The following is a 22,368-nucleotide window of genomic DNA, read 5'->3' as shown; positions in this document are numbered from 1 at the left end:
AGATTGGGGAGCAGTGCATGCAGAACGCGAACGACATCACCATCCGCCTGCTGATCGTCGATGACAGCGGCGAGAATGCCGAAGCCATCGTCAGCACGCTGCGCAACAGCGGCATCGCGGTACGCCCGTGGCGTCCGCAGGATGCAGCCGAGCTGGCCCAGGTGCTGGCCAGCCAGGCCATCGACCTGGTGCTGGCTTCGCCCTCCCAGGGCATCCCGCTGCCACTGGTGGCCCAGCATATTGCTGCCAGCGGCAAGGACATTCCACTGGTACTGCTGGCCGAGCGCATCGACGAGGACGAACTGGTGCAGGCCAGCAGCCATGGCATCCGCGCCCTCGCCCTGCGCCAGCGCCCCGAGCACCTGCTCGCCGTGGTCCGCGACCAGTGGGTGGACCTGCAGGCACGCCGCGGCCTGCGCCGCATCGAGGCGCAGATGCGCGAGACCGAGCGCCGCTGCGATGCGTTGATCGCCTCCTCGCGCGACCCCATCGCCTACGTGCATGAAGGCATGCACATCCGCGCCAACGATGCCTATCTGGAGATGTTCGGTTACGAGCATTTCGACGACATCGAAGGCATCTCGCTGCTGGACATGGTCGCCGCCCAGCACGTGGAGGGCTTCAAGCAGCTTCTGAAGGGCCTCAGCCGTGGCGAGGCGCCGCCGCCGCAGTACCAGCTCGACGCACGCCACGAGGATGGCAGTGCGTTCCCGGCGACGATGGAGTTTGCCGCTGCCACCTACGAAGGCGAATCCTGCCTGCAGGTGGTGCTCCGCCGCCGCATGGAATTCGACCCCGAGCTGGCACGTGAGGTCGAGGACCTGCGCCAGCGCGACCAGGTCACCGGCCTGCTCAATCGCCCGACCTTCATGCTGCAGCTGGAAAGCGCGGTGGCCCAGGCCGGGCGCAGCGAAGGCCAGTTCGGCCTGCTGCTGATCGAGCCGGACCACTACGCGCGCCTGCTGCCGGACATTGGCCTGGCCTCGGCCGACACCCTGATCGGCGCGCTCGCCGCGCTGCTGGCCGAAGTCGTTGGCGAAGACGCGCAGCTGGCCCGCTTCGGCGAACACAATTTCGCCGTGCTGCAGGCCGGGCCGTACGCGCAGACCGTGGCACTTGCCGAGCGCATCCGCGAAGCCTACGCCGCGCACGTCTTCAGCATCGGCGCGCGTTCGGCCACGGTAACGGTCAGCATCGGTGGCGTGCAGGTGGGCGAGAAGATCGCCAGCATCGGCCAGGTGCTGGCACGCGCCAGCGAATGCACGCAGGCCGCCGCCGAACTGGGCAATACCTGCCGTATCTTCGACCCGGCCGCCGCCGACCGCGTGGAGGAAGAACGCGTGCTGCGCTGGGTCGCCCGTATCCGTGAAGCGCTGGCCGGTGACGGCTTCCAGCTGCACTACCAGCCGGTGCTGAACCTGCAGGGCGAGTCGCTGGAGCTGTATGAGGCCTACCTGCGCCTGGAGCACAACGGCGAACTGCTGAGTCCGACCGCGTTCCTCGGTATCGCGGAGGAGCACGGCCTGCTGGCCGACATCAACCGCTGGGTGGTGTCACGGGCCATCGCGGTGCTGGGCCAGCGTGCACGCGAAGGCCATGCCACGCAGATGCTGGTGAAAGTGACGCCGGAATCGTTCGACGACCCGCAGATGATCGCTACCCTGCGCCGCGAGCTGCAGGCTCAGGGTGTGCCCGGCGAACGGCTGTGGCTGCATGCGCCGGAAGCGAAGGTGTTCACTCACCTGCGCAGTGCACAGCAGTTCCTTGCCGAAGTTGCACCGCTGGGCTGCCGCATCGGCCTGGAACAGTTCGGCTCGGGGCTGGATTCCTTCCAGCTGCTGGCCCACTTCCAGCCACAGTTCCTCAAGCTGGACCGTGGCTTCACCAGCGACCTGGCAGCCACGCGCGAGAACATCGATCGCATCAGCCAGATCACCGCGCGCGCGCAGGAAGCCGGCATCCGCACCATCGCCGAGTTCGTCAGCGATGCCAATTCGATGACGTTGCTGTTCAGTGCCGGCGTGGACTATGTGCAGGGCGACTTCGTCGGCCCGGCGTTGCCGGAGATGGGCTTCGAGTTCGGGTGACCGATGGTAGTGCCGGCCGCTGGCCGGCAGCCTCAGGTACCCGGGGTTGCCGGCCAGCGGCCGGCACCACCCAAAGAGAAGGCCGGCTTTCGCCGGCCTTTTCATTGATCAGGTCATGTCGACCAGGTTTTCAATCTTCACGTCCGGATTGACGTCAGCCTCGTAGTCGACACCCTCCACGCCAAAACCGAACAGGCGCAGGAAGTCGGCCTTGTAGCCGGCCAGATCGCTGATCTCGTACAGGTTCTCGTTGGTCACCTGCGGCCACAGCGCGACCACCTTGCCCTGCACGTCCGCAGCCATTTCCTTGTAATCGGCACGCAGGCGGCCTTCGTCATCGACCAGCGCGACGGTGTGGCCATCGCCATCGACCAGGTCGTGGCGCAGGCGATCGACCGCGACGCCATCGGCCTTGCCGCCGTAGAGAATGTCGTACAGCACGTCGAGCTGTTCGATGCAGCCCTCGTGGGTGCCCTTTTCCTTCATCACCTTGAACAACAGCGACAGGTACAGCGGCATGGTCGGAATGGCCGAGCTGGCCTGGGTGACCACGGCCTTCAGCACCGACACGCGGGCGTCGCCACCGATCTTGGCCAGCTTCTCGCGCAGGCCCAGCACCTTGGTGTCCAGGTCCTTCTTGGCCGCACCGATCGAGCCATTCCAGTAGATCGCCTGGGTGATCTCTTCGCCCACGTAGGTGAAGGCGGTGGTGGTGCAGCCATTGGCCAGCACGCCGGCGTCGGCCAGCGCATCAATCCACATCTGCCAGTCCTCGCCGCCCATCACCGCGACGGTGCCAGCGATTTCTTCCGGGGTGGCCGGCTGCAGATGGGTCTCGGTCAGCACTTCCTTGTCGGTATCCAGGCCACGCAGGGTGATCGGCTCGCCGATCGGCTTCAGCGTGGAGCTGATGATCTCTCCGGTCTTCGGGTGCTTGCGGCGCGGCGCGGCAAGGCTGTAGACGACCTGGTCGACCTGGCCGAGATCGGCCTTGATCATCTCGATGGTCCTGGCCTTCACTTCATCGGAGAAGGCATCGCCGTTGATGCTCTTCGCGTACAGGCCGGCTTCGTCGGCGTACTTGTGGAACGCGGCCGAGTTGTACCAGCCCGCGGTGCCCGGCTTGGTTTCACTACCCGGGCGTTCGAAGAAGATGCCCAGGGTGGCGGCGCCACTGCCGAAGGCGGCAGTGATGCGCGCAGCCAGGCCGTAGCCGGTGGAGGCGCCGATCACCAGCACGCGCTTGGGACCATTCTGGATCGGCGGACGTGCGCGGATGTAGTCGATCTGCTGCTTGACCGCGGCTTCGCAGCCGGTCGGGTGGGTTGTGACGCAGATGAAGCCGCGGACGCGCGGTTTGATGACCATGGATACCTCGGGTTGGCAGATGCGGCGCACGGGGCGCTCAGCAGGAATACGGGCGCGCGCCTGCGCGCGCGAACCGCAGGATCGTAGTGCGCGGGGGAAGATTGCACAACCGACGGCGGCGTAGGGTGGGGTTTGTTCTGCAGGGTTGCACCCTGCACCCGCTGGAAGCCAGAGCAACGTCAACATCAAAAGCTGGGCTCCTGTGGGTTGGCGGGGTGGGTCCGGTTGCGGGGGACGCCGTAAATCCTTCCATGGAGGCTTGGCCGCGGCATCCATGCCGCGGACACCCCCGCAACCGGACCCACCCCGCCTTCTACAGATTTCCGCGATCTGTTGGACATGTCGCCGCTGCTGTTGGTGGGTGCCGACCGTTGGTCGGCACGGTTGAATTCATTCAATATCTGACAGATGTGTCGACCAAGGTCGACACCTACCAACAGCCGCGCGGAACTGGTCTGGGGCAGAGCCCCCTGAGTCAGGGGGCGGCCGCGAAGCGGCGGGGGTCTGGGAGCTGGTAAGTGGGGCCCACGGTTCGCGCAGCGAAGCGTGGGAGCGACAGCGCGCATGCGATGACGCGTACCAGCCCTGCACACAAAAAACCCCGCTTGCGCGGGGTTCTCTGTGTGTTGCGTGCAGCGGGTGCTTACGGGCGACGGGCCAGGGCCTCGATGTCCTTCGCCTTCGGCAGCAGGTCCTGCTTGCTGACGCGCAGGAAACCGATCGTCAGCATCGGCACCGCCACCAGGATCGAGGACAGCACCACGATCACCGCACCGATCATGTGCGTCTCGGCCAGGCCTTCCATCGAGCTGCCGCCGTACATGTACAGGGCCAGCGCCGACAGGAAGAACATCACCGCGGTGATCACCGTACGCGACAGCGTCTGGTTGATCGAACGGTTCAGCACTTCCATCGAGTCCACGCGCAGGCTGCGGAAGTTCTCGCGGACGCGGTCGAAGACCACGATCAGATCGTTGATCGCAAAGCCCATCACCGACAGCAGGCCGGCCAGCACGGTCAGGTCGAACTCACGGCCCAGCAGGGACACGTAAGCGACCGTCACGATCAGATCGAACATCGCCACGATGCTGGCGGTGACCGCGAACTTCCATTCGAAGCGCACCGCGATGTAGATCAGGAAGCCGGCCAGCATGAAGATCGTGGCGTACAGGCCATTCATCGCCAGGTCCTTGCCGATCTGCGGGCCCACGAACTCGTTGCGGAGCACGGTGGCCTGGTTGTCGGCGGTGGACAGGGCCTTCACCACGGCGGCGGCGGTGGCCTTGTCCTCGTGCGCGGCGTCACCGGTACCGGCAGCGTGCTCACCGTGCGGGGCCAGGCGGATCAGCAGATCGGTGTTGCCACCGACGCTCTGCACCTGGGCACCCTCAAAGCCGCTCTGCTCGAGCTTGGTGCGGACCTGCTCGACGTCCACGGCCTTGTCGAAGCGGGCTTCGATCAGGGTGCCGCCGGTGAAGTCCAGGGCGTAGTTGAAGCCCTTGACGCCGATGATGGCGACCGAGGCCAGGAACACGATGACCGTGACGACCATCGCGACATGGCGCCAGCGCATGAAGTCGATCTTGGTGTCGTTCGGGAGGATGTGCAGCGGAAACAGTTTCATGTGCGTGTCGTCCCGTCAGATGGCCACGTTCTGGAGCTTCTTGCGGCGGCCGTAGATCAGCGTCGCCAGCGCACGCGACACGGTGATCGCGGTGAACATGGAGGCGAAAATACCGATGATCATGGTCAGCGCGAAGCCCTTCAGCGGACCGGTACCGAATGCGAACAGCGCCACACCGACGATCAGGCCGGTCAGGTTGGCGTCGAGGATGGTGCCGGAAGCACGCTCGTAACCGGTCACGATCGCGGTCTTGCCCGGCACGCCGGCACGCAGTTCTTCACGGATACGCTCGTTGATCAGCACGTTGGCGTCCACCGACAGGCCGACCGACAACGCCAGACCGGCGAAGCCCGGCAGGGTCATGGTCGCGCCGAACAGCGACATCACCGCCACCACGATCAGCAGGTTGAACAGCATCGCGATCGAGGTGATCACGCCGAACATGCGGTAGTAGACGCTGAAGAACACCAGGGTGAACAGGAATGCGAACACCACCGCGCGCATACCGTTCTTGACGTTCTCGGCACCCAGGCTCGGGCCCACCACGCGCTCTTCGACGAAGTCCATCGGCGCGGCCAGCGAGCCGGACTTCAGCAGCTTGGCCAGGTCCTCGGCTTCCTTCTTCTGCAGGCCGGTGGTCTGGAAGTTCTTGCCGAACACGCCGTTGATGTTGGCCACCGAGATCACTTCCTCGTTGACCTTGAAGCCACGCACTTCCTGGCCGTCGACGACGGTCACGGTCGGCACGCGCTCGGTGTAGACCACCGCCATCGGCTTGTTCACGTTGGCGCTGGTGAAGTCGAACATGCGCTGGCCGCCGACATTGTTCAGCGTCACGCTGACCGCCGGAGAGCCGCTGTTCGAATCGGTCACCGCCTGCGCGCCGACCATCTGGTCACCGGTGACGATCACGCGCTTGTTCAGCAGGACCGGACCACCGCCATCACGACGCTGGTAGACCTTCGCTTCCGGCGGAATGCGCCCGGAGTTGATGGCGTCCTGTGCATTACCGTCCACCACGGCCCGGTATTCCAGGGTAGCGGTGGCACCGATCATGCGCTTGGCTTCGGCGGTGTCCTGCACGCCCGGCAGCTGCACCACCACGCGGTCGGCACCCTGGCGCTGGATGATCGGCTCGGCCACACCGAGCTGGTTCACGCGGTTGCGCAGGGTGTTGATGTTCTGCTCGATGGCGCCGTTGGCGATCTGGGTGATCTCGGTTTCCGGCACGGTCACCGTGATGCGATTGCCGCTGACGTCGTAGCCGAGGGTCGGCTGCGCCTTCACCAGGGCGGTGCGGGCACGCTGCGCGGCGTCGTCACCGGCGGACGGGCTCAGGTTCGCCACGATGCTGTTGTCAGCCCGGCGTTCCACCGACTGGTAAGCGATGCGGGCGTCGCGCAGGGTGCTGCGCACGTCTTCGGTGTAGGCGTCCAGGCGCTTGTCCAGGGCGGCCTTCTGGTCGACCTGCAGCACGAAGTGCACACCGCCCTGCAGGTCCAGGCCCAGCACCATCGGGCGACCGCCGAGGTTGGCCAGCCAGTCCGGCACGGTCGAGGCCAGGTTCAGGGCCACGGTGTACTTTTCGCCGACCGTGTCACGCAGGGCGTCGCTGGCAGCGGACTGCGCCTTCAGGTCCGGCAGGCGGACGATCAGGCTTTCCCCTTCCTTCTCGGCACCGACGGTGGCGACACCGGCCTTCTTCAGGTCGGCCAGCACACGGTCACGCAGCGCATCGTCGATCTGGCCGCCACGGTTGGCGGTGATCTGGAGGGCCGGGTCCTTCTGGTAGATGTTGGGCAGCGCGTACAGCGCGCTGAGCGCCAGTACGATCAGGATGACGACGTACTTCCAGCGTGGAAATTCGAGCATTGCTTGGGTCCCGCGCGGCGCCATCCCCGGCGCCGCGGTTGTGCATCGGAAAGGGAGTGGCTTACTGGGCCGACTTCAGGGTACCGGCCGGCAGCACGTTGCCGACAGCGCCCTTCTGCACGCGGATGCGCACGTTGTCCGCCACTTCAATGGTGATGAAGTTGTCGCCGATGTCGGTGACGATGCCGGCGATGCCGCCGTTGGTCAGCACTTCGTCGCCACGCTTGATCTTCTCCAGCATGGCCTTGTGCTCCTTCTGCCGCTTCATCTGCGGGCGGATCATCAGGAAGTACATGATGGCGATCAGGATGACCGGGAACAGCAGCGTGGTCAGGCCCATGCCCTGCGGTTGGCCGCCGGCGGCCTGGGCGTGGGCGGCGGGAATCAGGAAGGCAAGCAGGTTCATTGTTGGTCCTTTGGTTGGGCGGCGCTTCGGCCCTTTCACGGGCACGAGGTGTCGACCGCGGATCTGGGTCAGCCTTGAAGTATGCCACGGCCCCGGGCGTTCGTCCTTGGGCCGTTTGGCAGGGGGTGTTCGGGTTACAAGGGCGGTGCTGCCGCCCCGCGTGCCGCGTAGAAAGACTCACGGAAGGCCAGGAAGGTTCCCGCCTCGATGGCCGCACGGATGTCGGCCATGAGCTTTTCGTAATAGAACAGGTTGTGCAGGGTGCCCAGCATCGGCGCCAGCATCTCGTTGCAGCGGTCCAGGTGGCGCAGGTACGAACGCGTGTAACCGCCGGTGCAGGCCACGCAGCCGCAGCCGGGCTCGATCGGATCCATGTCGCGCGCGTACTGGGAATTGCGGATGCGGACGGTGCCGAACGAGGTGAAATAGTGGCCGTTGCGGGCGTTGCGGGTGGGCATCACGCAGTCGAACATGTCCACGCCACGTGCGACACCCTCGACCAGGTCCTCCGGCCGGCCCACACCCATCAGATAGCGCGGACGGTCGCCCGGCAGTTCCGGGTCCAGGTGGTCGAGCATGGCGTTGCGCTCGTGCTCCGGTTCGCCCACGGCCAGGCCGCCGATGGCGTAACCGTCGAAGCCGATCGCCTGCAGGGCCTCGGCCGAGCGGCTGCGCAGGTCGGTGTGCACGCCGCCCTGGACGATGCCGAACAGGGCCGCGTCGTTGCCGAGCTCGTCATGCGCGTTGCGGCTGCGCTGGGCCCAGCGCAGGCTCAGCTCCATCGAGCGGCGCGCCACATCCTCGGTAGCCGGGTACGGGGTGCACTCGTCGAAGATCATCACCACGTCCGAATCGAGCACTTTCTGGATCTTCATGCTCTCTTCCGGGCCCAGGAACACACGGGCACCGTCGGTGGGCGAGGCAAAGGTCACGCCCTGCTCGGTGATCTTGCGGCGGTGGGCCAGCGAGAACACCTGGAAGCCGCCGGAGTCGGTCAGGATCGGGCCATCCCAGCGGCAGAAGCCGTGCAGGCCGCCGTGGTCGGCGATGATGTCCAGGCCCGGGCGCAGGTACAGGTGGAACGTGTTGCCGAGGATGATCTCGGCGCCCAGCGCACGCACCTGGTCCGGCAGGATGCCCTTGACCGAGCCATAGGTCCCCACCGGCATGAAGGCCGGCGTTTCCACCGTGCCACGCGGGAAGGTCAGGCGGCCACGGCGGGCACGGCCGTCGCGGGTCTGGAGCTGGAACTGCAATCGGGACATGGAGCGGTCATTCGGGCAAATAGTCGCCCATTGTCTCCCAAAACCGGGTCGACCGCCCATTCAGGCCCGAACGGCACGGCAGTAGAGCCACGCCATGCGTGGCTTTCCTGGCCTCCAGGCACCGGCAAGTGCGCACCAACGGTGCGCACCCACCACAAGCAGGCAGAGGTCAGCGCCCTACCCCGCCTGTGGGAACAGCAGCATCGCGTCGCCGTAGCTGAAGAAGCGGTAGCGCTGCTCGATCGCGTGCTGGTAGGCCTCGAATACGCGCTCCTTGCCGGCAAACGCGGAAATCATCATCAGCAACGTGCTTTCCGGCAGGTGAAAATTGGTCACCATCGCGTCGACGCTGCGGATGCGGTAGCCCGGGGTGATGAAGATCTGGGTCTCGCCGGCAAACGGCAGCAGCTCACCGTCACGCATCGCGCTTTCCAGCGCGCGCACCACGGTGGTGCCGACGCCGATCACGCGGCCGCCGGCGGCACGCGTGCGCCGTACCTGCTGCACCAGCTCGGCACCGACATTCAGCCACTCGCGGTGCATCACGTGGTCCTTCAGGTCATCGGCACGCACCGGCTGGAAGGTGCCCGCCCCCACGTGCAGGGTGACGTGGCCAAAGTCCACACCCTTGTCCTTCAATGCGGCCAGCAGCTGTTCGTCGAAATGCAGGCCGGCGGTCGGTGCCGCCACCGCGCCCACTTCACGCGCGAACACGGTCTGGTAGCGCTCGCGGTCGTCCATGCCCGGCTCGCGCTGGATATAAGGCGGCAGCGGCAGGCGGCCGGCATGCAGCAGCCACTGTTCCAGCGATTCCGGCACATGGAACTGCAGCACGTAGAACTCGCCATCGCGGCCCAGCACCTCGGCTTCGCCACCGGCATCCAGCGCGATGCGGCTGCCGGCCTTGGGCGACTTGCTGGCGCCCACCTGCGCGCGGGCCTGCTGGCCACCCAGCAGGCGCTCGATCAGGATCTCCACGCGGCCGCCACTGGCCTTCTGCCCGAACAGGCGCGCCGGGATCACCCGGGTGTCGTTGAACACCAGCAGGTCGCCCGGCTGCAGCAGCGACGGCAGGTCGCGCACCTGCAGGTCGGTGAAGGCATCGGGCGCCGGAGGCACCAGCAGCAGGCGGCTTGCGGAACGTTCGGCCAGGGGCGCCTGCGCGATCAGTTCAGCCGGCAGGTCGTAGTTGAAATCGGACTTCTTCAAGGCAGTGGGCGGCAACAGGTCGACAATGGCGCGCATTGTACGTCCAGCGTCTGCGAGCCGGCGTGCTTCGCGGCGAACGTCGCGCAAAATGCTGCTATGCAGCAGGTTTCTGCGGGGTTATCGCGCAAAAAAACAAGTGCTAGCATCGAGTCGGAAGTCCGCTGCACGAGCCTGCCCCAAGCGCGCGTGATGACGCGCGTTTTGCTTTTGAAGACCCGTGCGACCCATTGTTTCAGGAGATCTGCAATGAGCTTCATCGAACGCCTCGCCCCCCTGCGCAACCAGCCCGGCACCCGCCTCACCTCCGGCCTGGACGACGCCACCCTGACCGCCCTGTCCGCCAACCACCCGCAGCTGATCGCCGCGGTGGACGCCGCCGCCGAGGAATTCGCGCACGTGCAGGCCGACCTGGGGCCGCTGCTGGCGCAGGACGAACAGGCGCAGATCGACGCGATGCAGGACGGTTTCGTCAATTTCTATGCCGATGACGCGGTGACCCCGTATGTGGCACTGGCTGCACGCGGCCCGTGGGTGGTCACCCTGAAGGGCGCCGTGCTGTACGACGCCGGCGGCTACGGCATGCTCGGCTTCGGGCACACCCCGGACGCCGTGCTGGAGGCGATGGCCCGCCCGCAGGTGATGGCCAACATCATGACCCCCAGCCTGTCGCAGCAGCGCTTCATCACCGCCCTGCGCGCCGAGATCGGCCACCGCCGTGGCGGCTGCCCGTTCGCGCGCTTCATGTGCCTGAATTCCGGCTCCGAGGCGGTTGGCCTGGCCGCCCGCATCGCCGACGTCAACGCCAAGCTGCAGACCGACCCCGGCGCGCGCCACGCCGGCGCCACGATCAAGCGCGTGGTGGTCAAGGGCAGCTTCCATGGCCGTACCGACCGCCCTGCCCTGTATTCCGATTCCAGCCGCAAGAGCTACATGCAGCACCTGGCCAGCTACCGCGGCGAGGATTCGGTGATCACCGTGGCGCCGTACGACGAAGCCGGCCTGCGCAAGGTGTTCGAGGATGCCGCACGCAACCAGTGGTTCATCGAGGCGGTGTTCCTGGAACCGGTGATGGGCGAAGGCGACCCGGGCCGCTCGGTGCCGCCGTCGTTCTATGCCGTTGCCCGCGAACTGACCCGTGCCCATGGCAGCCTGCTGCTGCTCGACTCGATCCAGGCCGGCCTGCGTGCGCATGGCGTGCTCTCGGTGGTCGATTACCCGGGCTTCGAAGGCCTGGACCCGCCGGACATGGAGACCTACTCCAAGGCACTCAACGCCGCGCAGTACCCGCTGTCGGTGCTGGCGGTGACCGAGCATGCCGCGCAGCTGTACCGCAAGGGCATCTATGGCAACACGATGACCAGCAACCCGCGTGCACTGGACGTGGCCTGCGCCACCCTGGCCCAGCTGACCCCGCAGGTGCGCGCCAACATCGCCGAGCGTGGTGCCGAGGCCGTGCGCAAGCTTGAACAGCTGAAGAACGAGCTGGGCGGACTGATCACCAAGGTGCAGGGCACCGGCCTGCTGTTCTCCTGCGAACTGGCGCCGCAGTTCAAGTGTTACGGCGCCAACTCCACCGAGGAATGGCTGCGCCAGCACGGCATCAACGTGATTCACGGTGGCGAGAACTCGCTGCGCTTCACTCCGCACTTCGGCATGGACAGCGAAGAGCTGGACCTGCTGGTGGGGATGGTCGGCCGCGCGCTGCGTGAAGGCCCTCGCCGCGAGCAGGCAGCGGCGGCGTAAGTCTCGTTCTTTGTAGAGTCGAGCTTGCTCGACTGCACTTCGTTCAGGCGCCGCGACAGTCGAGCAAGCTCGACTCTACTGAACGAAGAACAGCCGAGCGTGGCTCGGCTCTACAGACGGCAACCGCGAAGGTCCATACTCCATAGACACCCCGTCCCTGACCGCCCTGCGGTCGGCGACGGGGCGTTTTCGTTTCCGGCCAAGAGACAGGAAGATCCATGAAATCGATCTGTGTGTACTGTGGTTCCAACGCTGGCAGCAAGCCGGCCTATACCGAACGCGCCATTGCCCTGGGTGATCGCATCGCCCGTGACGGCCTGCGCCTGGTGTACGGCGGCGGCAATGTCGGCCTGATGGGAACCGTGGCCAATGCCGTGCTCGCCGCCGGCGGCGAAGTGACCGGCGTGATCCCGCGCCAGCTGGCCGACTGGGAAGTGGCCCACCGCGGCCTGACCGAACTGGAAATTGTCGGTTCGATGCATGAGCGCAAGTCGCGCATGTTCGACCTCGCCGATGGCTTCGTCACGCTGCCCGGCGGCTTCGGCACCATGGAAGAGATCTTCGAGATGCTGACCTGGCGCCAGCTTGGCATCGGCAACAAGCCGTGCGCCTTCCTCGACGTGGAAGGTTTCTACGCCCCGCTGATCGGCATGATCGACCGCATGGTGGAAGAGCGTTTCCTGCACCCGGACCAGCGCCAGGACCTGTGGTACGGCTCGGATATCGAAGAGATGCTGGAGTGGATGAAGAACTACAAGCCAGCGCAGGCCTCGAAGTGGATCGACGAAAAGCGTCGCGCCGCCCTGCGCTGATGCTTTCCTGCGCGGCGGCTCAGACCGCCGCGCAGCTCCACGGTGCGGGCCGCCCCAGCAGATAGCCCTGGCCGTAGTCGCAACCCAGTTCGCGCAGGGTCTGCCGCTGCGCCTCGGTTTCGATGCCCTCACCGATGGTCTCGATGCCCAGCGTACGCGCCAACGACAGCACGCCCTCGACCAGCGCCCGCGTGCTCTGCACTTCCGGCCCATGCAGGCCGGCGATGAAGCTCTGGTCGATCTTCAGCGTACTGATCGGGAAACGGTGCAGGTAGGACAGCGCCGAGAAGCCGGTACCGAAATCGTCCAGCTGCACCTGGATGCCGCGCTCGCGCAGGCCCTGCAGGATGCGCAGCGTGTGCGGGCCATCGTCCAGCAGCGCCACCTCGGTGATCTCCAGGCGCAGCCGACGCGGATCGGCACCACATGCATCCAGCAGGCCGAACAGGCGGCCGCTGAACCCGGCGGAGCGGAAATGGCGCGGTGACACGTTCACCGATACATAGCTGTGCCCGCCCTCGGCCAGGCCGGCAATCACCTGTTCGTAGATCAGCCAGTCGACCTGCTCGATCAGGCCGCTTTCCTCGCCCAGCTCCAGGAACGCCCCCGGCAGCAGAAGGCCGCGGCGCTCATGCTGCCAGCGCAGCAGCGCCTCGTGGCCCACCACCTCGCCATCGGACAGGCGCACGATCGGCTGGTAGAACGGCACGAAATCGCGGTTGTTGATCGCACGACGCAGGTCGGCTTCCAGATCGAGGCTGCGCATGGCCTGCTCGCGCATGTCTTCGTCGAAGATCGCACAGCGGTCATGGCCCTGCGCCTTGGCCCGGTACATTGCCGCGTCGGCATCACGCAGCAGCTCTTCGCCGGTGCGGTAGCGGGGGTTCCACAGCGCGATGCCCAGGCTGCCGGACGGGAACAGTTCGCGCCCGGCGATCCACATCGACTCCTGCAGCGCCAGCAGCAGGCGCTGGCCAAAGTCCAAGGCCTGGGCCAGGCCCTGCGGGCATTGCAGCAGCACCGCGAACTCGTCACCGCCCAGCCTGGCCACCACGTCCTCGGTGCCGGCCATCGATACGATGCGCTTGGCCACTTCCACCAGCATGCGATCGCCGGCGGCATGGCCGATGCTGTCGTTGACCAGCTTGAAGCGGTCCAGATCGAGGAACAGCACGGCGAACACCGGGCCGCCCTCACGCTTGGCCAGGGCCAGCGCATCCTGCAGGCGGTCCAGCAGATGCAGGCGGTTGGGCAGCCCGGTCAGCGCATCGTGCATGGCCTGGTGGGTCAGGCGCTGTTCGGCACGCAGGCGCTCGCCGATCTGGCCGAGCAGCTTTTCGTTGACCTCGGCCAGTTCGCGCGTGCGCTCCTCCACGCGCTTCTCCAGCTCGGCATGCGCCGAGCGCAGCCGTTGCTGGTCGCGCTGACGGGCCAGGCCGGTACCGATGTTCTGCGCAACGAAGGTCAGCAGGCGCTGGTCATGCACGCTGAAAATGCTGTTCTCGCTGTAGCTCTGCACCACGATCGCGCCGACCACTTCGTCGTCGCGCAGCAGCGGTACGCCCAGCCAGCAGTGCGAACGCGCACCGGATTCACGCACTTCGCCACTGGCCAGCAGCGCATCGATCTGCGCGCGTGACGCCAACAGTGGCCGCCGGTTGCGCACGACATACTCGGTCAGGCCCCGGCTGAACGGTCGCGGCGCGCGGCTGGCGTTGTGCTCGTCCACCGAATAGACGAAGTCCAGGCCGTTGCCGGCCGGGTTGACCAGGGCGATGTAGAAATTGCGAGCGTCGAGCAGGCGCCCGACCACCCCATGCACCTGTCCGTAGAACTGCGCCAGGCTGTCGGCCGACATCGCCATCTCGGCGATGTTGTACAGGGCGGTCTGCAGCTGTTCGGCGCGTCGACGCTCGGCCACCTCGTCCTGCAGGCTGTGATTGGCGCGCTGCAGTTCCTGGGTGCGCCGCGCCACCTGCTGCTCCAGCCGCACCTGCGCCTGGCGCCGGTCCATCGCGGTCTGCACGTGCTGCGCAACGAAGCCCAGCAATGCGCGCTCGGCCTCGCCATAGCGGGCCGCCTGCTCATAGCTCTGGACCACGATGGCACCGCATACGCGGCCATCGCGCAGCATCGGCACGCCCAGCCAATCCAGGCTTTCGGGCCCGCGTTGCGGGTCGTGCTCCTGCTCCATCACCTGCGCCAGCAGTTCGCGCGAGGGACCACTGAGCGGCTTGCCATGACGCAGCAACGCCACGGTCAGGCTGCGCGGCATCTCGCTGGCGTCATGGCTCTGCGTGGGATCGGCGACGAAATCATCGACCTGATCGGCGAAGTACAGGAAACGGATCTGGTCGCGCACATCGTCGTATTCCACGATGTAGCAGTTCTCGGCATACATCAGCGTGCCCAGCACACCATGCACGTGGCGCAGCATCTCAGGCATTTCCAGGTCGGCACCGGCCAGATCTGCAATCTGGAACAAGGCCTGCTGCAACCGCTCGGCCTCTTCCAGCGCCTTGATCTGGCCGGCCTGGCGGCCGCGCTGCAGCGCCAGCTCCATCGCCTGCCGGGCAACCCCCCACCATGCCGGCGAAGGCACCGCGCCTTCCACCGACAACAGCAGGCGCGCCCCATCATGTTCCCAGCCGTGCTGGCCGTCGCCCACGCCTGGCGCTGCCGCATCACCTCCGGCAGCCGCCCTCGGCCAGGCCCCCTGGCCACGGCCAAGCTGCGGGTCATCCCAGCCGACGCGGACCACGGCCGTTTCCGGCAGAAGCGCATGCAACGCGCGCACCAGCGCCGCGCTCAGCACGGCCTCGTGTGGTGGCTCTTCCGCCGGTTCAGCATGCGTGGACAAATGACAATCTCTTGGCGCCGTCAGTGCGTCGCCTCCCCTGAGCCGCCGAGCATAGCGCGCCACCCGGGGGGCAATGGAAGCCCGTAAACCCCGAATCGTGCGCCCGTACGTTTTTCCTGCTGACCGTAGCCCCTTCCGAGCCATGACCCTCGCCCTGCCCGCCCTCGCCACCGGCTATGCGCCATCGCCTGCAGGCCTTACCCTGTACGCCGTGGAAGCCAGCGCACTGCCAACCGATGAAGCCTTGATGCTGGCCTGGGCCGGTGGCGACCTGCGCGCGTTTGAAAGCCTGTATGCGCGCCATCGCAAGCGCCTGTTCGGCTTCCTGCTGCGGCAACTGCGCGACAACGCGCTGGCCGAGGAGATCTTCCAGGACGTCTGGCAGCGGGTGATCAGCGCCCGTGCGGGGTGGCAACCGGACGCGGCGTTCAGCACCTGGCTGTTCCGCATCGCCCACAACCGCCTGAACGACCATTGGCGCGCCGCCCGCCACCGGCCGGCTGCCCCGGCCGATGCCGACCTGCGCCTGGCCGCGATCGAGGATGGACAGACCCCGGAAGGCGAGCTTTCCGAATTCGAACAACGTCGCCGCATCCAGCTGGCGATGGAACAACTGCCGCCCGAGCAGCGCGAAGTGCTGCAACTGCGGCTGGATCAGGAACTGAGCCTGGAGGAGATCGGCCAGATCACCGGCGTAGGCCGGGAAACCGTGAAATCGCGGCTGCGCTATGCGATGGACAAGCTGCGTGCGGGATTGAACGCATGAACCGAGACGAACCGCTGACGCCGGAAGAACGCGAGCTGGCCCGGCTGCTCGGCCGTCGCGCCGAACAGGCACCGCCCGCCGCACTGGACGCCGCCATCCTGGCCGCGGCCCGCGCTGCCGTGAACGCTCCGGCTGCCGATGCGGTCGCCTCTCCCGAAGCACCACGTACGCAGCGCACACGCCCGCGTTGGCCGGCGGTGTTCGGCATCGCCGCTTCGATGGTGTTCGCCATCGGCATCGCCTGGCAGCTGCGTCCGGAACCGCCACCGGTTCCGGCGGGCGAGGCCGCTGTTGCGGCGGCACCGGCTGCGGCAGAAGACGTCGCGGCTGCCCATCAGGCCGCTGAGCGCAGTGCAGCCGACAGCGCGGTGGCGACTGCGGAACCGGCCGCTGCGCCCGCAGCACCCGAGGCAGCCCCGGTTGCCGCTGCCCCGGCACCGGCCATCGCGCGCGCAAGCAAGCCTGCGCCGGCCGAGACCGCTGAAGCGCCGGCCCAGGCTGCACGATCGATGGCTGCGGATGCGGCCGCCGATACCTCCTTTGCAGCCCTGCCGCCCGCTCCGGCCGCAGCGCCGGCAGCAGCCCCCCTGCGCCTCCGGCTCCCACCGCCTACTCGGCACCCGCGCCGCTGATGGCGCCGGTTGTCGCCAGTGGTTCGCTGAAGGCGCGCTCGGCAGGCACGCCAGAGTCCAACAGCGTGCAGGCCGAACAGGCCCCGGCATTGGACCGGGTAGAAATCACCTCGATGAAGCGCGAGGCTCCCAGCCGTTCTGCACCTGGCATCATGCGCCGCGGCAGCGATGCGGGCCTGAGCGCGGATGCCGTGCAGGCCGAGGTGGACGCTGACGCACGACTGCCGCGCCGGCAGTGGCTGCAGAAGATCCGTACACGACGCGACGACGGCCAGCGCGATCTGGCCCGTGCCAGCCTGGAGCGCTACATGCAGCAGTACCCGGAAGCACGCCTGCCGCGCGACCTGCGCCCGCTGCTGGACGACTGAAGCGGACGGGAATACCCGGCAACCCCGTAGAATGACGGGAATGCTCGATACCCTCGCCCAGCCGGTCAGCCACACGCTGGAAGTCAAACACAGCCGTTTCATCGCCCATGCTGCGCCGATCGATGGCGCTGCAGCGGCCATGGCGTTCCTGCAGCAGGTCGCGGTGGCCGATGCCACCCATAACTGCTGGGCTTACCGGCACGGGCAGGACTATCGCTCAAGCGACGATGGCGAGCCGGCCGGCACGGCTGGACGTCCGATTCTGGCGGCGATCGACGGCCAGGGTTTCGACCGGGTGATGGTGGTAGTGACGCGCTGGTTCGGCGGTATCAAGCTCGGTGCCGGTGGCCTTGTGCGCGCCTACGGCGGCGCCGCCGCCGAGTGCCTGCGCACCGCCCCGCGCCTGCCGCTGGTGGCGATGGCCCGGCTGCAGCTGCTGGCCGGCTTCGAGGACCTGGGTACCCTGCATGCCACCCTGCCCGCCTTCGGTGCCGAAAAGCGCGATGAACAGTTCGATGCCAATGGCGTGTGCCTGCGGATCGAATTGCCTGCCGATCAGGTCGACGCATTGAAAATCCGCCTGCGCGACGCCACCCGTGACCGTATCCGCATAGAAGACGACGACCAGGATGACTGACAAGGACGACGCCCCCGCTTCGACCCCGCCGCTGCGGCGCCTCGGCAGCCTGCGCACGCTGTGGCCGTTCGTGCGCCGCCACAGCGGCCTGTTCACCGCCTGGCTGCTGGCCCTGGCGGTGTCTTCTGCAGCCACGCTGAGCCTGCCTCCGGCGGTGAAGCAGATGATCGATCACGGTTTCAGCAGCGGCGGCCAGATCAACCGTGCCTTCGCCCTGCTGATGCTGGTGGCGGTCGTCATGGCGTTGGGCACGGCCGCGCGCTTCTACTTCGTATCGTTGCTGGGTGAAAAGGTCGTGGCCGACCTGCGCAGCCAGCTGTATGCCCACCTGATCCAGCTGGGCGCCGGCTTCCACGACCGCAGCCGCAGCGGAGAGCTGGTCTCGCGCCTGACCGCGGACACCGAACTGCTGCGCAGCGTGGTCGGCTCGACCATGTCCGTGGCGCTGCGCAGCACGGTCACCGTCATCGGCAGCCTGGCCATGCTGTTCGTCACCAGCCCACGGCTGGCCGCATGGTCGCTGCTCGGCATTCCGCTGGCGGTGCTGCCGATCATCATCGGCGCGCGCAAGCTGCGCACGGTCGCACGCAACAGCCAGGACCGCATCGCCGATGCCAACAGCCTGGCCAGTGAAACCCTGGGTGCGGTACGCACGGTGCAGGCACATGCACGCGAGCCGTACGAGCGCGGGCGCTTCGACAAGGCACTCGGTGATGCCATCGGCGCCGCCCGTCGCCGCATCGGCGCACAGTCGCTGGTCACCGCCAGCGCCATCCTGCTGGTGTTCGGCGCCATCGTCGGTGTGTTGTGGCTGGGCGCGCACGACGTCATCGACGGCCGCCTCAGCGCCGGTACGCTGGGCCAGTTCGTGCTGTATGCATTGATCGGTGGCGGCTCGGTGGGCGCGCTGGCCGAAGTGTGGAACGAACTGCAGCGCGCGGCCGGCGGCATGGGCCGCATCGGCGAACTGCTGCAGGAAGACATCGAGATCCGCGCGCCGGCACAGCCGCACGCGCTGCCGCAGCCGCTGCGTGGCGAGATCCGGTTCGACGACGTGGTGTTCCACTACCCGCAGCGACCGGACCAGGCCGCACTGGACCACTTCAACCTGCACGTCCGCCCCGGCGAGACCGTGGCGCTGGTGGGTCCGTCGGGGGCGGGCAAGAGCACGGTGCTTTCGATGCTGCTGCGCTTCCATGATCCAGCCAGCGGCCGCATCGACGTGGACGGCATCGACGTGCGCCAGGTCGACCCGGCCGAGCTGCGTGCGCAGCTGGCGCTGGTGCCGCAGCAGCCGACTCTGTTCGCTGCCAGTGCGCGCGACAACATCCGCTATGGCCGCCTGCAGGCCAGCGACGCCGAAGTCGAGGCTGCCGCGCGTGCCGCCGAGGCCGATGGCTTCCTGCGCGCGTTGCCGCAGGGCTATGACAGTGAGCTGGGCGAGCGCGGTGCCCGCCTGTCCGGTGGCCAGCAGCAGCGTGTGGCGATTGCCCGTGCGCTGCTGAAGGATGCGCCGATCCTGCTGCTGGACGAAGCGACCAGCGCGCTGGACGCGCAGAGCGAGCACAGCGTGCAGCAAGCGCTGGAGCGGCTGATGGCGGGCCGCACCACACTGGTCATTGCCCACCGCCTGGCCACCGTGCTCAAGGCCGACCGCATCGTGGTGATGGACCAGGGCCGCATCGTCGCCGAGGGCACGCACGCACAGCTGCTGGCCGAAGGTGGACTGTACGCTGAACTTGCGCGCCTGCAGTTCATCGATTGATGACGTCCGGCTAACATCGGCGCGGCCAAGCTGGCCGCGCAACAACCGCATCCGCTGAAGGAGGTGCACGATGTCGTTCCGTCAGTTCCCCGCCGTCGACAGCAACGGCGAAAGCCACATCATCATCGAGTTCAAGCCCGAGGCGAATGGCAGCGGGCATCACTCTGAAGCCACGCCACGCTACGAACTGGATGACGGGCGGCCGCTGGTGCGCGATGGCCGCGAGTTCACCACCAGTGGCGGCGAGCTGCGGCTGACGATCTGAGGTTCGCCGGGCATGGCCCCGGCGCTACCGGATTTCGCATCGCCCCGCTCTGGCGGGTGTCGACCTTGATCGACCCGCTTTCTTGACTCTGGTAGGTGTCGACCTTGGTCGACACGCCTTTTGCCCAAAGCGGTCGAGCATGGCTCGACTCTACAAAAGGCGTGATCATTTTTTGGCCAGGTATCTTGACAGCCTTGGCTGGCAAGGCCTGAGCAAGGTTATCCACACGTTTGCTCAGGAACCATCCACACCGCCTGTGGATGAATTCAGCCCAGTACCCGCCCGATGCCGCTGGCGTCCACGTCGGCTGCGGCCCGGGTGATCGCCGCAGCATCGCTGCCGGCCACGAACCCGATGCGGAAATGCACTTCGCCACCAGGCGTGCGCGAGGAATGGATCGAAGCCAGGCTGATGCGATGCTGCTCGAACACGTTCAGCAGCTCACGCAGTGAGCCTGGCCGGTCCTCCGGCAGGTGCACCGACAACGCGTTGCGCTCGGTCAGGTCAGCCAGCAGATAACCCACGCGTTCAAAGGTGTAGTTGCCGTCCGCCAGCGCCTGCTCGCCGAAGGCACTGCGGTTGGCCGACAGCAGCTGCTCGCGGAATTCACCACGCGCACGGTCGTCGCCCTGCCCGACCTGCGCCTGCAGGGCCTGCAGCTGGCCGACCAGCCGTTCCAGCATCGGCGCCACGTACGGGTTACCGAACTGGATGTCTTCGTAGATCGCCGGGTTGAGCGACAGGATGCGCGAGATGATCGCCGTGTCCAACTCGAACGATGCCGAGCGGTACGGCATCATCGCGGCCAGATCGCCCAGCTGCGGCTGGTACTGGCGCAGCACGCCGGCCTGGGCCAGGTGGGTGGCATGCACCATCGCCTGTACCAGCGCCATCATCTGATCGTGGTGCTGCGGCGCGGCCCGCACGCACTCGGCCTGCAGCGCAGTGCACAGCGTATCGACCCATGGCTGCCAGTGCTGCAGCCGCGCTTCGCAGACCACCATCACCCGGCCCTTCAGGGTCGGCGCCTTGGGTGGCGCGGTCATCGGGTGCAGGCCGACCACTTCGGCTTGAGAGGCCAGCATCGCCTGCACCGGCGCATCCTTCACCGAGGTCACGTCCAGCCACAGCCGGTCCTGCTCACGGCCGGCCGACTGCCGCACGTACTCGGCAATCAGAGCCGGCGTATGCCGGATCGGTGCCGAGAACACCAGCACGTCGGCCTGCGCCAGCAGCTGTTCCGGCGTATGCGAGTCCGGATCGGCCGGATCGTGGCCGATCACCTGCAGCTGCATGTGCTGCTGGAAGAAGCGGCTCAGCCAGCGCCCATAGGCGCCGGCACTGCCGACGATGCCGACCGTGCGCGGCGTGCGTTCGAGCAAGCTGCTCATGCCACGCGTTCGGCGCGGAAGCGCGTGCCTTCGGCCAGTGCGGCAGGCGCCGCCGCGATCACGTCGAACTCTTCGAAGCCATTGTCCAGAGTCGCCTCCAGCGCCGCATGGGTACCGGCAATCGCACGCGAAATCGCCTGCTGCATCGATTCACCTCGCAACAGGAACGACACCACCAGCGACATCAGCACGTCACCGGTGCCGGCCACGTCCACCGGCAGCAGCGGCGAAGTCCAGCGCCAGGTTTCCTCGCGACCGACCGCCAGGGTCACCAGCTCACCCGGGTTACCGCCCACGCTGTGCGCGATCACCCAGTGCGGGCCACGGTCCAGCAGCGTGCGCGCGGCGGCGATGGCATCAGCCTCGGCCAGTGCCGGCATACCGGTCAGACGATTCAGTTCGAAGGCGTTCGGGGTCACCAGCCAGGCATGCGGCAGCAGTCGCTCGGCGAAGATCGCTTCCAGGCCCGGTTCCACGTAGGGGCCGGTGTGGGTGTCACCAATCACCGGATCCAGGCAGTAACGCAGCTGCGGACAGACCGGCAGGATGTTGTCCAGCCAGTCGGCGAAGGCGGCACCGTTGGCGGTGCTGCCGAAGTAGCCGGAAACCAGCATTTTCGCCCGCTGCGGCAGGCCGCGCTCGTGGGTGCCCAGCAGCAGGTCGGCGAACCAGTCGGCGGGCAGCACCCGACCGCGCGTGGTGTCGTAGAACGGCGCATTGCTCAGCAACACGGTCGGAATTTCCGCGACGCGCACACCGAGCGCACGCATCGGCGGTACGGCGGCGCTGTTGCCGGCGTGGCCGTAGACAAGTTGCGACTGGACCGAGATGACATCGATCGGCGACGGACCATCCGGCCGCTGGCGGCGGCCGTGGACCAGGTGGTTATCAAGGGATTCGCTCATGGCCGCATTCTACGCCCAAGGGGGTTTCGGCAGGGCTTGCAGCCCTGCACCTGCTCAATGCAACGGCAACCGCAACGGCCGAAGCCAAAGCGGCATTCCGTGGGGTGGCGGGGCGGTGTCGGAGTGCGGGGACGCCGCAAGTACGTCCTTGCAGGCTTGGCAGCGGCATCCATGCCGCTGACACCCCGCAATCCGACACCGCCCCACCTTCGACAGGTTCACGCGGCTGTTGGTAACTGCGCCTGTTGTTCCGCGCGGCTGTTGGTAGGTGTCGACCTTGGTCGACAGATCTGTCAGATATCGAACGAATTCATCCGTGTCGACCAAGGTCGACACCCACCAGAGCAGTACCCCGTTCCGACAGACCGCGGGAATCTGTCGAAGGCGGGGTGG

The 22,368-nt window shown here is 67.0% G+C and carries 16 protein-coding genes and 1 pseudogene; 8 read left to right on the top strand and 9 right to left on the bottom strand.

Going from position 1 to position 22,368, the window contains the following annotated elements; all coding sequences use genetic code 11:
- Positions 1 to 17 precede the first annotated feature (17 nt).
- A complete protein-coding gene (locus ACZK33_RS09770) occupies positions 18 to 2,087 on the top strand; it encodes a GGDEF/EAL domain-containing response regulator (RefSeq protein ID WP_121503054.1) in 2,070 nt (689 codons plus the stop codon).
- 108 nt (positions 2,088 to 2,195) lie between these two features.
- On the opposite strand, the gene fabV is transcribed toward ACZK33_RS09770, so the two are convergent.
- From fabV to queA, 6 genes are all read right to left on the bottom strand, one after another.
- A complete protein-coding gene (gene fabV / locus ACZK33_RS09765) occupies positions 2,196 to 3,455 on the bottom strand; it encodes an enoyl-ACP reductase FabV (protein ID WP_071228982.1) in 1,260 nt (419 codons plus the stop codon).
- 643 nt (positions 3,456 to 4,098) lie between these two features.
- Positions 4,099 to 5,079, bottom strand: coding sequence for a protein translocase subunit SecF (secF, locus tag ACZK33_RS09760; protein WP_201118791.1), 981 nt, complete (start codon positions 5,077 to 5,079; stop codon positions 4,099 to 4,101).
- A gap of 15 nt (positions 5,080 to 5,094) precedes the next feature.
- Entirely contained in the window at positions 5,095 to 6,951 is a 1,857-nt protein-coding gene (gene secD, locus ACZK33_RS09755) for a protein translocase subunit SecD (protein WP_197615252.1), read from the bottom strand.
- A gap of 61 nt (positions 6,952 to 7,012) precedes the next feature.
- Positions 7,013 to 7,357 carry a preprotein translocase subunit YajC gene (gene yajC / locus ACZK33_RS09750; RefSeq protein WP_005409257.1) on the bottom strand — a complete coding sequence of 115 codons (345 nt, stop codon included), beginning with the start codon at positions 7,355 to 7,357 and terminating at the stop codon, positions 7,013 to 7,015.
- A gap of 134 nt (positions 7,358 to 7,491) precedes the next feature.
- Entirely contained in the window at positions 7,492 to 8,622 is a 1,131-nt protein-coding gene (tgt, locus tag ACZK33_RS09745; RefSeq protein WP_277778590.1) for a tRNA guanosine(34) transglycosylase Tgt, read from the bottom strand.
- Positions 8,623 to 8,799: 177 nt separating this feature from the next.
- Positions 8,800 to 9,867, bottom strand: coding sequence for a tRNA preQ1(34) S-adenosylmethionine ribosyltransferase-isomerase QueA (gene queA / locus ACZK33_RS09740; protein WP_423174845.1), 1,068 nt, complete (start codon positions 9,865 to 9,867; stop codon positions 8,800 to 8,802).
- A 210-nt stretch (positions 9,868 to 10,077) separates the two neighbouring features.
- Here queA and ACZK33_RS09735 point away from each other — a divergent pair, with 210 nt between their 5' ends.
- Together ACZK33_RS09735 and ACZK33_RS09730 are read left to right on the top strand one after the other, a co-directional pair.
- Complete coding sequence (locus tag ACZK33_RS09735) at positions 10,078 to 11,574, top strand: aminotransferase class III-fold pyridoxal phosphate-dependent enzyme (protein ID WP_478454422.1); 1,497 nt, start codon at positions 10,078 to 10,080, stop codon at positions 11,572 to 11,574.
- Between the two features lie 218 nt (positions 11,575 to 11,792).
- Positions 11,793 to 12,386, top strand: coding sequence for an LOG family protein (locus ACZK33_RS09730; RefSeq protein WP_317217758.1), 594 nt, complete (start codon positions 11,793 to 11,795; stop codon positions 12,384 to 12,386).
- A 19-nt stretch (positions 12,387 to 12,405) separates the two neighbouring features.
- Here the strand turns inward: ACZK33_RS09730 and ACZK33_RS09725 are convergent, their stop codons facing one another.
- Positions 12,406 to 15,246 (bottom strand): bifunctional diguanylate cyclase/phosphodiesterase, encoded by a 2,841-nt coding sequence (locus tag ACZK33_RS09725; RefSeq protein WP_423174843.1) that lies wholly within the window; start codon positions 15,244 to 15,246, stop codon positions 12,406 to 12,408.
- A gap of 247 nt (positions 15,247 to 15,493) precedes the next feature.
- Between ACZK33_RS09725 and ACZK33_RS09720 the strand changes: the two genes are divergently transcribed.
- The 5 genes and pseudogenes from ACZK33_RS09720 to ACZK33_RS09700 all read left to right on the top strand — a co-directional run bounded on the left by ACZK33_RS09720 (position 15,494) and on the right by ACZK33_RS09700 (position 19,679).
- Positions 15,494 to 16,012 (top strand): RNA polymerase sigma factor, encoded by a 519-nt coding sequence (locus tag ACZK33_RS09720; protein ID WP_229301232.1) that lies wholly within the window; start codon positions 15,494 to 15,496, stop codon positions 16,010 to 16,012.
- Positions 16,009 to 17,012 (top strand): annotated as a pseudogene (locus tag ACZK33_RS09715) (hypothetical protein). The gene ACZK33_RS09720 and the pseudogene ACZK33_RS09715 overlap by 4 nt, the downstream one beginning before the upstream one ends.
- Positions 17,013 to 17,052: 40 nt before the next feature.
- Positions 17,053 to 17,649 carry an IMPACT family protein gene (locus ACZK33_RS09710; RefSeq protein WP_049400110.1) on the top strand — a complete coding sequence of 199 codons (597 nt, stop codon included), beginning with the start codon at positions 17,053 to 17,055 and terminating at the stop codon, positions 17,647 to 17,649.
- Positions 17,642 to 19,414: an ABC transporter transmembrane domain-containing protein gene (locus ACZK33_RS09705; protein WP_423174841.1), complete on the top strand. Its 1,773-nt coding sequence runs from the start codon at positions 17,642 to 17,644 to the stop codon at positions 19,412 to 19,414. The genes ACZK33_RS09710 and ACZK33_RS09705 overlap by 8 nt, the downstream gene beginning before the upstream one ends.
- Positions 19,415 to 19,484: 70 nt before the next feature.
- Complete coding sequence (locus ACZK33_RS09700; RefSeq protein ID WP_005409247.1) at positions 19,485 to 19,679, top strand: hypothetical protein; 195 nt, start codon at positions 19,485 to 19,487, stop codon at positions 19,677 to 19,679.
- A gap of 266 nt (positions 19,680 to 19,945) precedes the next feature.
- On the opposite strand, the gene ACZK33_RS09695 is transcribed toward ACZK33_RS09700, so the two are convergent.
- Both ACZK33_RS09695 and pdxY read right to left on the bottom strand, forming a co-directional pair.
- Positions 19,946 to 21,070 (bottom strand): prephenate dehydrogenase, encoded by a 1,125-nt coding sequence (locus tag ACZK33_RS09695; RefSeq protein ID WP_423174840.1) that lies wholly within the window; start codon positions 21,068 to 21,070, stop codon positions 19,946 to 19,948.
- Positions 21,067 to 21,975 (bottom strand): pyridoxal kinase, encoded by a 909-nt coding sequence (gene pdxY / locus ACZK33_RS09690; RefSeq protein ID WP_032128295.1) that lies wholly within the window; start codon positions 21,973 to 21,975, stop codon positions 21,067 to 21,069. Before pdxY ends, ACZK33_RS09695 begins: the two co-directional genes overlap by 4 nt.
- Between the last annotated feature and the right edge of the window lie 393 nt (positions 21,976 to 22,368).

The organism is Stenotrophomonas sp. 86156_Sma (assembly GCF_056481625.1).
Note: the sequence above shows the minus strand (reverse complement) of the source record. Positions and strands in the feature narration are given on the sequence as shown.